Here is a 15,167-nt window from a genome sequence, read left to right on the forward strand (position 1 = left end):
TACTCGAATGCCTTTTTACAGTTTTTACTGATTTGAAGTTAATTCAGATCTGAATTGCTGTACAATCTCTGGCGCTGCTGGTGCTGCTGGTTTGTAATAACCTTTTTGAAGTGCATAATTGTACAATGTACGTTGACGTGCTTCATCTTGATTGCGTAATTGAATTAATGTTTGTCTGAGTTCAGGATTGTTTGACTCACTAATATACCCTGCATAACCTTTTAAGCTAGCGTTTAATCCTTCTAAATAATCATTAACCATGTCTTTATCTTGAAACATATTCTAATCTCCTTATCCTAAAAAATTTAAGAGTTGTTCTCTAGATTGCTTTGCTGATTGGGCATCTCTTTCTAATAAAGCTTTCAATTCAGGATCGGTGCAATTCTGAGCATAAGCCTCTAATTTATTGGCGATTGTACCATGCCCTCCTATAATATGACGAAGATTTTCTAATTCTAGTTCTGTTATTGAATTGTTCATTTCATAATTTCTCCTTTCATAAAAAAAATACATATTTCACATTTTCGTCTGCCTGCGCTTTGTGTCCTTATCTAATCGACAGTCCACACATTGACATTATTAATTTTCCAAAATCGTGTAAAAAAATACGTAAAAAAGCTCAATCTATACTTGATAGATTGAGCTTTAGATTTAATTAGATCTCACGGCTGAAGTCAGCTTCTTCTAATTTTACCATCTTCGTTTTCATTACTACTTTATAGCCAAGGTATCCAAGAATGAATAATGGTAGTCCAATATAAGAAACTGCAATACCATACCAGTCAACTTTTGGTCCGAAAAATGCTTGATAATTCGTTCCAAGCATTGCAACTAAACATAAAACTGTTGCTAAAATTGGACCAAGTGGGAACCATTTCGCTAAATAAGGTAGATCCTTTAAATTTCTTCCTTGGGCAATATACGCTTTTCGGAAACGGTAATGCGTAATAGAAATACCTAACCAAGAAATATAACCAGCTAAGCCTGCTGCATTTAATAACCAAGAGTATACTGTACCATCACCAAATAATGAAGTTAAAAAGCAAAGTGCACCAATTAGAGTCGTCGCAATTAATGCACTAACTGGAACTCCACCTTTATTTACTTTTCTTAAGAACTTTGGTGCTTTTCCTTCTTCAGCTAGTACCCATAGAACACGAGAACCTACGTATAAGCTTGAATTACCCGCTGATAAAACTGAAGTTAATATTACTGTATTCATTGCAGCAGCTGCAAAAGCAAGTCCAGCATGTTTAAATACTAAAGTAAATGGACTAATCGCAATATTATCAACGTCTCCACCTAATAAGTTTGGATCTGTGTAGCTAATTAAACACCCGATAACGAAAATCGCTAAAACGTAGAATAATAAAATACGCCAAAAGATTTGTTTGATTGCTTTTGGAATATTCTTTTCAGGATTTTCACTTTCCCCTGCAGTTACTCCGACCATTTCAGTTCCCTGAAAAGCAAAACCTACAATCATGAATACACTAAAGATTGATAAGAAACCACCTTTAAATGGTGCTTCTCCTTTTGTGAAATTTTCAAATCCACCTGTATGACCACTCATAATTCCGAAAATCATTAATAATCCAATTACAATAAAAATTATAATTGTAGCTACTTTAATAATTGAAAACCAAAATTCAGATTCTCCATATCCTTTTACAGATAATACATTTAATCCAAAAATTAATACTAGGAATATCGAACTCCATACGATACCTGGAGTATGTGGGAACCAATATTTCATAATTAAAGCTGAAGCTGATAATTCTAAAGCAAGGATGATTGCATTGTTATACCAATAATTCCATCCAACAGCAAAACCAAGTGCTGGATCGACAAATCTCGAAGTATATGTGCTAAAAGAGCCTGAAACTGGAATTAAAGTCGCCATTTCAGCTAAACTAGTCATTAAGAAATAAACCATGATACCAGCAATTAAATAAGCAGCAAGAGCTCCACCTGGTCCTGCATCATGTATTGTTGCTCCACTCGCTAAGAATAAACCAGTACCAATCGTACCACCCATAGCGATCATTGTTAAATGTCTCGTTTTTAATTTTCTCTCTAATTGTTCTTTTTTAGGCGCGTTACTCTGAATAGTGAAATCACTTTTACGGTTTGTACTTTGCATGAATACACCTCTTTTTTTTAAAATTGAAATTCCCCCCAAATACGAAAAAGGCTGATTAAATCTTTTTTAGCAGCTCACATTCCAATTTTTCCAATGGCATGTATTCATTCGGTCAACTAAATACCTATATTAATACTAAGCCTGGAAACTGAGCGATGTAAAGATGAAAATCTTCCCTTCTGATTTTAACAAAGGAACAAATCTGACACATTCAACGTTGATAGCGTTTTCATTTTTTTTGCTTTCATCATCGAATTGTACTTAATATAAATTATCATAATATGGCGAAAAATAGAAGAAGTTTTTTCATTGTTTAGATAATTTAGAGTTATTTAAGAATAGTTAAATTTTCAAAAACCGTATATTTATTTGAAACAATAAATATATATTAAATCTTAGTTCATCATACTTCAACTATAATTTTACAGATTGGAAAATATTATATGATGAAAGCGCTTTGATAGGGTGTAATATTGACTTCCTTTGTCTAATAGGCTCTCTACTAGATAGAAATTGCAAATTAAAGAAGCTGTATATAGGAAAATCATCACTCTTTTTTTAGTAAAAATGTCATGATTTTTTATCAAAACTGTCAACGCCTTTATTCAAAAAAGTGAATAAAACTTGTTTGAAAATTTTCTGAATTTTAAAAACGTAAAATCCACAAGAAAAACACTCTCCATAACTCTCGAAGAATGCTTTTTCCATTTATCTACAAACAATGATACTTCTGAATTGGGAGTTATTAAACCATGTATTCTCATTAAGGTGCCAAAAAACAACATAAGTTATTAAACCGTTACTCTTTGTTAAAATTATTTTTTATGAGGATATGTATGTTTACTATTAATAAGCTTCCTTAAATCTCCTCTAAATAGAGCATCTTTCATTTCTTTCGGATGAAATGGTATAAACGGTGCTAAATATGGAACACCCAATGATCTAATAGATGCCATATAAGCGATCATTAAAATAAATCCAATTAGCAGACCTTTCAAACCGAAAAAGTAGCCCAAAAATAAAAATACAAATCGTAATGTTAATACTGAACCGTATAATCCACCTGCTGCAATTGATATATTCGATAGAAAATTTAAGCCTACTATGATTAAGGTAATTGAATGAATCAGTTTTGCAGTTACTGCAGTTTGTCCAACTACAATCGCTCCGATTAGTGAAACAATAATAACCGTCGATTTTGGAATTCGTAGTGAAGCTTCTGTTAGTAATTGAAAAAGTAACATGACGAATAAAATCTCTACAATAACTGGAAGAAGTGTATCTGATTCCTTAAAAAATATTTTAGCAAAGTGTTTCGGTACCCAATCTTGATGAAAACGGACAACTGTAACATATGCTCCTAATAAAATGATTGAAAATAACCAACTAAATAAACGCATAATCCTGTTTCCGTAACGCCCCGACTTAGTATTATACTCATCTGGTTGATGAAAATAGTGAAGAAACAGTGTTGGAACAATTAGGCTATATGGAATGCCATTTACTAAGATTGCAACACGTCCTTCATATAACGCTGAAACGGTTACATCTGGCCGTTCGCTTGTAAATACAGTTGGAAAAAACGTTTTTTTACCTTCTAAAGCATCTTCAATAACTCTTGCTTCTAGCAGGTAAGTAACATCTAGATTAGTAATCCTTTTTCTTGTTTCCTCTAAAATTTGTTGATCTACAAAACCATCCATATATAGTATTGATACATCCGTTTTCGTTTCATTTCCGACTTGTAAATTTTCAATCGATAATTTATGAGACTGAATACTATTACGCATAATATTAACATTTACCTTTAGTTGTTCATTAAATCCAATTAAAGAACCCTTCATAGATCTTTGTGTATCAGGTTCAGTTACCGATCGCATTTGCCAATCGGCAGTATCTGCTAATATTCCTTCTTTATAACCATCGATTAATATTAATGACTTTCCTTTTGATAATCCATCCAATACGTCTTCATTTGTTGTCACCTTAGCAACATCTGCTACCAAAAGATGACGTGTCATAAGTGCATCAATCGTTTCGAATTTGATAACTCTTAGTAATGGGGTAAGAATATTATCCTGAATTGTTTGTGTATTTGTTATTCCATCTAAATACAAAACGGCACCGTCTCTGATGACTTCATCATTAACTGTTATTAGTCTAATTTTCAAATCAGTAGAGTGATTATATTTTTCTTTTAAGTATTGAATATTCTTTTCTAAACTTACTACTAAAGTAGAATGTTCTGTGTTATTCACTTATAAACTCCTTAAGCATATTTTTGCTTAGTTTGCCCGATGAATTCCAGACTATGTCATAGTAAGTGCAGTATTGGTAATTCAAAATTACAAGAATAATTTGTGTATCTACATTCAAATAGCATAAAAAAAGATGATATCGTCAATACGATATCATCTTTTCATTTATTCAGTCGATTCTACTTCTTTCGGATGATCTGTAACTTCCAATACATCTAATAAAAAGATAAAAACTGGAATCCCGATAATCAGACCCCAAACGCCAAAAAACCGTTCAGAAAAAACTAGAATTAAAAACGTATAAAAAACCGGTAAATTCGTCTTAGCGGAAATAAGCTTTGGATTTAAAAAATAACTTTCTAGCGCATGTAAGATCAAAATCATGATGATCACATACATAATATGAGCCATTCCACCTATTGTATAGGCAATCGTACAAAGGGGGATTAATGAAATAAACATTCCTGCTACAGGGATTAATCCAAGTAAAAAAATCAAAAAGCCCAAACCGATTAACTGAGGAAATCCCATAAATCTTAAAGCTATTACCGATAGAATACAATTCACAAATGCAATGATAAACTGCGCTTCAATCACTTTTCCAAAAGAACGCGAAAACCTTTCACCAAAATAGGCCAATTCATTATAAAGAACTGCTATTTTACTATTTTTAAATTTTCTCGTAAATGCAATAATCCTAGGTTTTTCAAGTAGAAAAAAGAAACTCAGAACTAAAGCAATTAATACTTCGATCCCCCACTGGCTAATATTAGAGGCATACTTATATAAAAAATCTAATCCTTGCTCAGTATAACCTGAAATCTCGACCTTTTTAATTGCTGTTACAATATAATTGATGAATTTCTCATCAGGTGGATTCATATAAAACGTTTTAATTTGTACGATTAGTTGGACAACTTGAGTGGTAATAACAGGTAAATAATTATAAATCCCTATGACTAAAGCTGCCACTATGACTATATACAAAGAATAGACAACTACTAGACGATTAACTGGCAATATCTTATTTAGTCTATTAATAATAAATTTATGTATCCGATCCATTAAATAAGTAAAAATGAAAATAAGTAAGACTAAATTTATTATTTTTCGAATTAAAATTAAGACAAGAATGATACAAAGCATCATCGCTAGGCGTCTAAATGTGCTACTTTGAAAAAATTTTTTGACCTCCATTCCACAACCTCCTCACTTAGTTATTTTGCTCGAGTAGTATGGAAATCTTAATTTTTTTGATAAAAAACCACATCCCAAAGGAAGTGGTTCAAAAATGTTGCTTCTCTTCTCATTTTTATTTAATAAAATCTTCAATTATGAATTTTCATTTAACAAATTCTTGATGTTAAAAAGCGCCACTTTATATTTTACCAATTCTACTACTAAAAATAAAGATGCAGCTAAACAATTATGTCAAGCTGCACCTTTTAATTGAACTTTTTGTCAATATTTGTTCCTCTTCCCATTTCAATCACACTTGGGCACTTGGTGAATACTATAGCCATAAGGGTGTGATGCTATGAATAACTTTAAGATTAAAGATGACCTCCGTATTATCGCTACACTTCAAAGAGATTTAAATGTCGCCACTGCAGCATTATTATTAACTGGTCAAATTACGTTAATAGGCGCTTTTGTAACGTCAGGTGAATTTAGTCTTTCACTAAGTGGACCCTTATTAGGTAGAGAACGTATAGAAAGTAAATATGGAGACCAATTTACAAATACTCTCATTGATGTAATCGATATAATGCTTGCTATTTTACTAATAATTGATGAAATTCGTGTTGTAAGCTCTGTTATAGGACCCGGTAGATTCACACTCAATGTAAGTGGTCCTATTTTTGGTGCGCCAGTTAGCGAACCAACACTTCCTTTTCTAAAAAAAACGTATTACTTTTGTAAAAAAATTATTTCGAAACATTTTGATATTGATCCACGAATCTTTAGTAAATAAAGGAATGGTGATTATGTCTTTAACAGATCTCCCTACAGTAAAACCTACAGATACCCAAGTTTTTCTTATGGCAATTACTGTCATTTCGTTTATTTTCTTCTTTACACAACGAAAATCTAATGACTCAACTCAGTAATTAAGTAAATATTTATTCATCCTTTTTTTGTTTCATAAGTTACTGGTTTTTCCCTTTTCTCGATAACAGATAAAACAGCTTCTTCAATTTCTTCATAGCATGTGCATCTACAAATATTAGAAGATAACCATTTTTTCATCGTTTCATATGTTGGATTTGGGTGATTCATTAAAAGGGAATGACAATTCATGATGAATCCTGGAGTACAATACCCACATTGAAACGCAAAATTTTCAACAAATGCTTTTTGGATAGGTGAATCTTTTAACCCTTCAATTGTTGTTATTTTTTGACCAACTGTTTCGATGGCAAGCATTATACACGATTTATATACTGTATCATTTACTACAACTGAACAAGCCCCACAATCTCCATTTAGGCAACCTGGCTTTGCACCCGTGAGACCGAGCTTTTTTCGTAGCACGAAAAGGAGTGTATCCGCTGGATGGATCTCCACTTGTCGAATTTCATCATTAATACTGAAAGAAACACTTAACTTTTTGCTTGGAGTCTGGTCCATTACCTTCCCTCCATTTCAATCATGATCTTTTCTAATGTGTTTTTTAGTACAAATAATCTATACTCTTTTGAACCTTCAACATCATCAAGTATTTCACCTGGAATAAATTGAATGGCTTTTTGGATTCTTTCTTCTACACTTGAGTTCGTATTATTTAGTTCAGTTTCCATTTGCTTTGAACGAAATGGAAAAGGACATAGTCCACTAAAAGCAAAACGTAATTGATTATCCAATTTAATCGAAGCGATCGTCAGTAATGGATAACCCGTATCCCATTGCTGACGTATTTTAATGCTCATATTTGGGAGATTCATATATTTCTTTTCTGTTACAAGTTGGATTAGAAGTTGTCCGTCTTGGAGTTGTAGAGTTTGATTGAAGATTTGTTCGATTGGAAAAGCCTCTAAACCATTGTATCCGGCAACAATCACTTGGCTATCACAAAGAAGGAATGGTAAAATTGCTTCCCGGTAAAAAATTTGACCACATAAGTTTCCACCTAAGGTAATTTTATTTCTAGCAGTTCGATCAGCAATTTCCATAGACGTTTTAGAGAGTAATGGAAATAGGTTTTTCTCTTCTATTTCAGTAAGTGTAATAGAGGCACCAGTTATTAAGTAGTCCTGATTAACTTCTAACAATTGGCACTCTTTTAGATCTTTAATATCGATTAGTGAATCTGTTTCGACCAAGTTTAAACGACCTAATGTTAAGATTTCCGTACCCCCACTATAATAAATTGGCCGTTTATTATTAGCTTTTAAAAAATAAAATAGCTCCAATGCTTCTTTAATAGTCGCTGGTTTAAAGTATTCTATATTAGAAGATAACAATCTATATCCCACCTTCTTTTACTTTCCATAGTAGTTCAGGGATAATTGGTAAATGATTGACATTTACAGATAATGCGGTAGAAAGGCAATTTCCAAGAGCGGCTGGCATTCCTAATAATCCATGTTCACCTACTCCTCGTGCACCAAAAACGGCATCTACTTGTGGTGTTTCAACAAACGCTACTTCATATTTAGGGTTCTCTCCAAACCGAATTGGCCGATAAGTTCGTAATTGCGGATTAAGCACCTTCCCTTGCGCATCAAAATAAAAGGTTTCTCTTCCTGCAAAAGATAATCCCATGCTCATTGCGCCTTTCACTTGGCCAGTTGCAGTTTTAATGTTAAGTACTTTGCCGATATCAACAGCTGTAACAGCTTTTAGAATCCTATATTCATATGTTTTTGTATCTAATTCTACTTCTACTCCGTGTGCACAAACCGACCACTCTGGTCCTGGTTTTCCAGCACCTGTTTCTCGATTAATTTTTGTTAAACCCGTTAAAATATAGTGTCCCCTACCGATTATTTGTCCACCAATTGAATTTCCATTTGGAAATGTATAACCATAAGCAATATCTTTTATCGGTATATTTTTAGTAGGTTCACTCCTTAAAAACACTTTTCCATAACCTACTTCTAAATCTTCAACGGGTGCACGCAATATAAAAGAAGCTAAATCTTTTAATTGTTTCATTAAATCTTCAGCAGCTGCTAGCAAAGCTCTACCAGCCATGAATGTTCCTCTACTAGCTACAGTTTTCCAATGCTCAGGTGTATATAATGTGTTAATCTTCATTTGAACATGTATATCATCTATGTCCATTTTCAGAATTTCTGCTAACATTTGAGCAAGAATAGTTTTTGTACCTTGACCAATCTCTACAACACCAGAGATTAAATTGATACTACCATCCGCGTTATAGATCAATATTACGCCTGAGCTTGCATTTGGTGTAATCGTAGAAGTTTTCCATGAACAACTTATTCCTTTTGCTCTTACTTTATGATTGCCTAAGTCAATAACTTGACCTTCCTGCCAATTGATTAATTCTTTCATTTTTTCGATACATTCTGGTAGATTTCCAACTGTACTAGAATTTAATGTAACTTGTGTAGGAGTTTGATCCCCCGGTTTAATTGCGTTCTTTTCTCTTAATTCAATTGGGTCCATATTTAATTTTCTAGCAAGTATATCCATCGCTCGCTCAAATGCAAAATGTACTTCTGAATGACTAAACCCTCTAAAAGGTGCTGGGTATGGATGATTTGTATACATACAAAAAGAATCACACCAAATATTTTCGATGTTGTAAGGTCCAGTACAATCAACTGCTCCCGCCCTTGTTAAATCAATTGATTTGTCTGCATATGCTCCCCCGTCCCATAAATATTGAATCTCTGCAACCTTGAGCATTCCCTCTTTTGTACATCCTAGTTTTACATTTGCCTCAAGTCCGATATGTCCTGGAGATGAAAGCATATCATTTTCACGAGTGTTATATATTTTTACTAGTCTACCATTTACAGCTCGTGAAGCAATAAAGGCTAAAAGCTCTAACTGGACTGCCCCTTTTCCACCGTAGCCACCACCTACAAAAGGGGTATTAACAATAACTTTTCCAGGTTTAATGTCAAAATACTCTCCAATTAAGCCTTTAACCATAAATGGGCATTGTGAAGACGTAGTAATCTCAATCGTGCCATCGTGATGAATATGTGCAAATGAGCATCTTGTCTCCATCGCAGCATGGTCAGATGGTCGAAATGCAAAACTCTCATCAACCATTACTTCACTTTCTCTCCAGCCTTTGTTAAAATCGCCTTTTCGAATTTTAATTCTTGTAGCAATATTTGTACCTGACTCTGGATAAACCCCTTCCGTTTTTTCATACTCTCCTAGTTTAGGGTGTAAAAGAGGAGCATTTTGTTTAAGTGCTTCAGAAGGTGAGTTAACGACTGGTAATAGCTCATACTCTACTTTTACTAGATTAGCCGCTTGCTGTGCAGCATGAAGAGTGTCAGCAACTACGACTGCAACTACTTCACCAAAAAAACGAACCCGATCAAAAGCAATTGGGTAACGATCAAGAACTCCTTCCCCTGTTAAAGGTAGATTTTCACCAAATACTATTTTCTGTACTCCTTGAACACCTTGAGCCTCAGAAGAATCTATACTTTTAATAATCGCATGTGCATATGGACTTGTGACTAGATGGGCATGAAGCATATCACTTGTTTCAAAGTCATCTGTATATTTAGCATAACCTGTCACTTTTTCGAAGGACTCTTTGCGGGGTATTCCTTTTCCTATGATATGCATGATGTTTTCTCAACCCCTTTTCAATAAAACATTTGTATGAATGACAATGGAAGAAACGTTTAAATTTCGTTTATATGAGATACTTTAGAAATTTATGTTTCGAAAACAAAAAAAATGCACGGATTAGTGAATCAAGGCTACTTTATAAATTAGATTTAAGGGAACCTTTGTTAATTTCAGGTTTAATTTCCATACATATCCAATTTAATTCAGGGAATAATACATTTATTCATCGCGGAGTTTTTAAGGAGTTGGTTTATATGGAAGTAATTGAACAAACCTCCATACTTGAAGCAGTACAAAACGCATTTCATGAAAGTTCAGATTTTAAATATAAAAAATATTCAATCGGTGAAGTAATTCTTCATTTATGTTATCTAGATACAATGATCGATTCAGAGATAATTCAAACACATATATTAGAACGGGTAGTTTCAAAAGATCATTCATCTCGAATCATCACAACGATATTAGATTCTATTGATGTACATTCACTTGATGAATGTATACAAGCTATTCTTTCTGGAAATGTTATTGTTTTTAATGATCATAATAAGAATCAAGCAAAGTCCTATTCTGCACCTAGTAATAATAGCGATCGTTCAATATCAGAAACCGTTTCTGAAACGATAACATTAGGTCCTCATGACAGTTTTGTTGAGAGTCTTAATATCAATTTAACGTTAATTCGTAAAAGATTACGTACGAAAGAATTAATCATTAAAAATATGACAGTAGGTAAAAAATACCCTGTGACGCTTTGCATTATTTATTTAAACGATATTACTCCTCATTCAATGATTGAAACAATTGAACAGAAAATCAAAACGCTTGAGTCAAGTGGAAAAGTTGAACCTCAAAGAATGATTGAGTCTGTGCATATTCAAAACATTATAGAAGAGTATCCCTCTTCACCGTTTCCACAAGTAATGTATACTGAAAGACCTGATCGTACAGTTCGTCATTTATTATCAGGGAAACCTGCTATTATGCTTGACAATGATCCTAGTGCATTATTATTTCCTTATGATATTTATGGTTATTTTCGAGCTGTAGATGATTATAATTTCCGTTGGCTTTTTGGTACATTTTTTTATTGTTTAAGAATTTTCGCATTTTGGGTAGCAGTCTTATTACCTTCAATTTATATTGCAGTTACAACATATCACTCAAATATTTTGCCAGTTTCTATTTTTTATACTTTAAAACTATCTATTGAAAATGTACCACTACCACCATTAATTGAGGCCTTTTCGATGATTATCATATTAGAGTTATTAAAGGAAGCGGCTTTAAGACTTCCAAATCCGATTGGGGCAACAATCGGTACTGTCGGAGCGATTGTAATTGGGACTGCTATTGTACAAACGAATTTAATTTCAAATTCTATGGTCGTTGTGATTGCTGTCACTGCTGTTGCATCGTTCTCACTTCCATCAAAGGAAATGTCAGTTGCCGCACGAATTATGGGCATACCGCTTTTAGTTCTTGCTTCGATTTTTGGTTTTATTGGTATTAGCTTAGGCCTCTTTATGATTTTTGCTCACCTATCGAAAATTAGAGCATTTAGTTATCGATATGTGGAAAATCCAGGTTTCTCTGAATTTGTTCTTATAAAAAATAAGAAGGAGAAATCATCATGATTAATAATAAACACTTATTCTATTTAATTATTTTCACCCAATTCGGCGTCGCCATTACAAGCTATCCATATACTATGTATAAAATTTCAGGCCATGATGGTTGGATTTCTACTATTATAGGTGGCGTAATTGTTCAAATCATAATCTTAATTTATTATAGTTTATATAAAAAATTTCCTACCAAAAGCTTTACCGACTATACAAAACTAATTACGAATCCATTTATAGGAACATGTATAAATATTTGTTATTTCATCTATTTTTTGTATGTTGTGCTCGTAGTTTCTATGAGATTTTCCGATATTATTACCATTTGGATTTTTCCAAAAAGCCCCTCTTGGCTTATACTCATTTTATTTTTATTTACAGCTTATATTGTTGCGAAAAATGACATTCTAACAATTGCTAGAACTTATGTACTTTGTACTTTTATTTTTCTCATCTTTATTTTATTCCTATTATCTGCCTATGATAATGTACATGTTGGAAGAATATTGCCTATAGGTCACTCTCCTATTAAAAAGATTGGCTCAGGTGGATATTCATCATTTCTGGAAATGTTAGGTTTTGAAATCTTTCTATTTTTGGCACCAAGCTTTCAAGATACAAAAAAGAAATTATTTACTTTAACATTCGCCAATATTTTTACGACAATCTTTTATACCTTTATCATTTTCACGTCCTATATCAGATTAAGCAATAAAGAAAATGGTTTTATCATAGATCCAATTCTTTATATTTTTAAAACATATAACTCAAAAATGATTGAAAGTTTAGATACAATCTTTTTAAGTTTATGGACTATTGTCATTTGTGCTACAGTAGTTAGTTATATTTATATCGTTAGTAAGGATGTTCATAATCGTTTATCTTTAATTGTTAAAAATAGAAAAAGTATTTTGTTTTTTATTATTTTATTAATTTTTGCCTTTTACCCTTTAATCTCTCTAAATGTTATAAAAAGAGAAACAATCGTTAATTTTGGAAGTTATTTGGACCCAATTTTCATTATCATTATTCCATTTCTTTTGTTCCTAATTAATAAAGTTAGGGGGCTAATAAATTGATGCGTAAGGCATTTAAAGTTATTTATTTACTTCTATCACTTTTATTAGTTAGTGGTTGCTGGGATTCAAGAACAATTACTGATAAAACATTAGTAAATGGGATTAGTTTTGATTTAAATCAAGATAAAAAAATTGAAGTTAACGCATTAATACTAGACATTATCGGTAAAGGAGCTGGCGTTTTTGAATTCAAAACTGAGTCGGTTAACTCGGTAAGGGATTCGGTTTCCCATGCTGGAATGGGAATCCAATCATTTTTACCTGGTGATATAACTACCTCAAAAACTAGAGTTTTATTATTAGGTGAAGAATTTTCCAAAACAAAATTTATCGATATTTTAAGTACATTTAGGCGTAGAACATTCTCAAATCTAAACGTATCAGTCGCAATAACAAATAAACAGCCTGCAAAAAATGTATTAGCAATAAAAACGCTCGGAACTAAGCCTTTATCGTTTACTTTAAAAGATACAATTAAAAATGCTGAAGCAACCTCACTGACTCAAAAAATGCAACTATTTAATATTTTCACAATTGCTTCCGAAACAGGTATAGACTTTACCTTACCTGTAGTTGATGTTACACCGACTAATCATGTAGAAGTTATTGGTGCTGGCTTAATACATAACGATCAATATACTGGTCATTTTATTGATGCCGAACAATCCCCTCTTCTTTTAATGATGGTGGGACAATACGGGAATACTAGTAATTTTAATACAAAACTTCCCGAAAGATATAAAGAACCATTTAATACCGTTTCCTATGAAATCATAAGACCTAGAAGGAAATTATCAGTTTCTACTTCCAAGAATAAAATTGATGTTAAGATAAAAATGAATGTAAATGTAAGAATAAACGAAATGACAACAATTAAAATGTTAAAGGAAGAAGAACTTCAGTCTACTATTCAAAAAGATTTAAATAAGCGAGCAAAAGAAGTTATAAAAGATATTCAACTTGCTAATAGTGATGTCCTTGGAATTGGTCGATATTTAAAAGAGCATCATCCTGAAAAATGGCGAAAACTTAATTGGGATAAAGAGTTCCCTAAAATTAAAATCCATCCTAAAATAAAAGTAACCATTTTAAGCACAGGTGCAATTGGAAAAGAGTCTCAACTTGAGGAATAAGAAAAGAAAAAGATAGTGTAGTCAGTTTAGAACCTGGCTTCACTATCTTTTTAATTACTTAAATGAAATTGTTTTTTTAATTCTTCAATAAATTCTTTTGCCAAAGGTGATAATGGTTTTGTCTGTAAATAAATTAACCAAAAATCCAGATCAAAAATTTCTTCATCCTTCATCGGTATTATTTTTATATCTCCGTTTATGACCATTGGTCGATTTCGAATCGAAAATTCATGTAAATAGAGGATGGCTTGACTTTCTTTTACTAATTCAAAAAGTAAACTACTACGATTTGTTTTTAGCACAACATTTTTAGGATTCATTTTCGTAAATTTTAGTAACTTTTTATAATCCGAGTTTTTGTACATTACAATTTTTGCATTTATTAAGTCACTTGGAGATACAGAGTCGTAAGAATAAAAAGGTGATTTTTTCCCTACTGCAATACAAAAATGTCCATTATGTAAATGTTCAAATTCAATGAACTTTTCTTTTTTTAATTCTTCAAGCGTTGCTGGAATAAGTGCAAAATCATAATCTTGCTTTATAAAATTTTGAATCATATTAGCCGGATTTTCTTCCACTACTTCAAATGTAACTTCATCTTGTTTCTCTTTAACATTTACGATTGTTTCTTGAAGTAGATACGTAAATGTAGGTGCAGTTAAGATTTTTAAATGAGTTTCACTTCTGTTTTTAATATCATATATTTCCTTATTGAGATCCTTAATGGTGCTTAATAAAGTGATTGCCTTTGCTATGACTATTTTCCCTTCAAAAGTTGGTGTAACCCCTTGCTTCGAACGGTTAAAAATTTTTATGCCAAGCTCATTTTCTAATTGAGTAATTGATTGACTCATCCCAGAAGGAGAGATAAATAATTTTTCAGCAGCTTTTGTGATTGACATTTCCTTTGCTGCATAGACAATATGTTCCATTTGTTCAAAATTCATTTTTACAATTTCTCCTTAAGAAAACTAAATCGATTACTTTTTTACTGATTTCAATTTTATCTTAACGATTAAAAAAAAAGCAATTATTTCTTATTATTAACATATTTAATGTCTACATGCGTTACTGACCTACTGGCGAATAATCTAAAAAAATAAGACAAGAATACTTTTTAAATTGTATTCTTGCCT

13 protein-coding genes are annotated in these 15,167 nt (G+C 32.2%); 4 read left to right on the top strand and 9 right to left on the bottom strand.

What is annotated here, in order from left to right; all coding sequences use genetic code 11:
* Window positions 1-24 precede the first annotated feature (24 nt).
* The 5 genes from CN925_RS14170 to CN925_RS14190 form a co-directional block, all read right to left on the bottom strand.
* Entirely contained in the window at window positions 25-279 is a 255-nt protein-coding gene (locus CN925_RS14170; RefSeq protein WP_098846873.1) for a spore coat protein, read from the bottom strand.
* 12 nt (window positions 280-291) lie between these two features.
* Entirely contained in the window at window positions 292-480 is a 189-nt protein-coding gene (locus tag CN925_RS14175; RefSeq protein WP_098846874.1) for a hypothetical protein, read from the bottom strand.
* A 175-nt stretch (window positions 481-655) separates the two neighbouring features.
* On the bottom strand, window positions 656-2,143 hold the full coding sequence (locus CN925_RS14180) for an amino acid permease (RefSeq protein ID WP_098846875.1): 1,488 nt from the start codon (window positions 2,141-2,143) through the stop codon (window positions 656-658).
* A gap of 815 nt (window positions 2,144-2,958) precedes the next feature.
* Window positions 2,959-4,401 (bottom strand): spore germination protein, encoded by a 1,443-nt coding sequence (locus CN925_RS14185; RefSeq protein ID WP_098846876.1) that lies wholly within the window; start codon window positions 4,399-4,401, stop codon window positions 2,959-2,961.
* Window positions 4,402-4,566: 165 nt separating this feature from the next.
* Window positions 4,567-5,598 (bottom strand): AI-2E family transporter, encoded by a 1,032-nt coding sequence (locus CN925_RS14190; RefSeq protein WP_098846877.1) that lies wholly within the window; start codon window positions 5,596-5,598, stop codon window positions 4,567-4,569.
* A gap of 340 nt (window positions 5,599-5,938) precedes the next feature.
* Here CN925_RS14190 and CN925_RS14195 point away from each other — a divergent pair, with 340 nt between their 5' ends.
* A complete protein-coding gene (locus CN925_RS14195; RefSeq protein WP_098846878.1) occupies window positions 5,939-6,376 on the top strand; it encodes a hypothetical protein in 438 nt (145 codons plus the stop codon).
* 152 nt (window positions 6,377-6,528) lie between these two features.
* Here the strand turns inward: CN925_RS14195 and CN925_RS14200 are convergent, their stop codons facing one another.
* The 3 genes from CN925_RS14200 to CN925_RS14210 are packed head-to-tail and all read right to left on the bottom strand — an operon-like array spanning window position 6,529 to window position 10,185.
* Window positions 6,529-7,032 carry a (2Fe-2S)-binding protein gene (locus CN925_RS14200; protein WP_098846879.1) on the bottom strand — a complete coding sequence of 168 codons (504 nt, stop codon included), beginning with the start codon at window positions 7,030-7,032 and terminating at the stop codon, window positions 6,529-6,531.
* On the bottom strand, window positions 7,032-7,865 hold the full coding sequence (locus CN925_RS14205) for an FAD binding domain-containing protein (RefSeq protein ID WP_098846880.1): 834 nt from the start codon (window positions 7,863-7,865) through the stop codon (window positions 7,032-7,034). Before CN925_RS14205 ends, CN925_RS14200 begins: the two co-directional genes overlap by 1 nt.
* A gap of 1 nt (window position 7,866) precedes the next feature.
* Window positions 7,867-10,185 (bottom strand): xanthine dehydrogenase family protein molybdopterin-binding subunit, encoded by a 2,319-nt coding sequence (locus CN925_RS14210; RefSeq protein ID WP_098846881.1) that lies wholly within the window; start codon window positions 10,183-10,185, stop codon window positions 7,867-7,869.
* 260 nt (window positions 10,186-10,445) lie between these two features.
* On the opposite strand from CN925_RS14210, the gene CN925_RS14215 reads away from it, so the two are divergent.
* Genes CN925_RS14215 through CN925_RS14225 form a run of 3 tightly spaced genes read left to right on the top strand, consistent with a single transcriptional unit; the run spans window position 10,446 to window position 14,028 of the window.
* A complete protein-coding gene (locus tag CN925_RS14215; RefSeq protein ID WP_180232966.1) occupies window positions 10,446-11,828 on the top strand; it encodes a spore germination protein in 1,383 nt (460 codons plus the stop codon).
* Entirely contained in the window at window positions 11,825-12,895 is a 1,071-nt protein-coding gene (locus CN925_RS14220; RefSeq protein WP_098846883.1) for a GerAB/ArcD/ProY family transporter, read from the top strand. The genes CN925_RS14215 and CN925_RS14220 overlap by 4 nt, the downstream gene beginning before the upstream one ends.
* Window positions 12,895-14,028 (top strand): Ger(x)C family spore germination protein, encoded by a 1,134-nt coding sequence (locus CN925_RS14225; RefSeq protein WP_098846884.1) that lies wholly within the window; start codon window positions 12,895-12,897, stop codon window positions 14,026-14,028. Before CN925_RS14220 ends, CN925_RS14225 begins: the two co-directional genes overlap by 1 nt.
* A gap of 50 nt (window positions 14,029-14,078) precedes the next feature.
* Here CN925_RS14225 and CN925_RS14230 read toward each other — a convergent pair whose 3' ends face one another.
* Window positions 14,079-14,978 (bottom strand): LysR family transcriptional regulator, encoded by a 900-nt coding sequence (locus CN925_RS14230; RefSeq protein WP_098846885.1) that lies wholly within the window; start codon window positions 14,976-14,978, stop codon window positions 14,079-14,081.
* Window positions 14,979-15,167: the final 189 nt, after the last annotated feature.

The sequence above is a fragment of the Bacillus sp. AFS055030 genome, assembly GCF_002574545.1.
In the GTDB taxonomy this organism is placed as follows: domain Bacteria; phylum Bacillota; class Bacilli; order Bacillales; family Bacillaceae_G; genus Gottfriedia.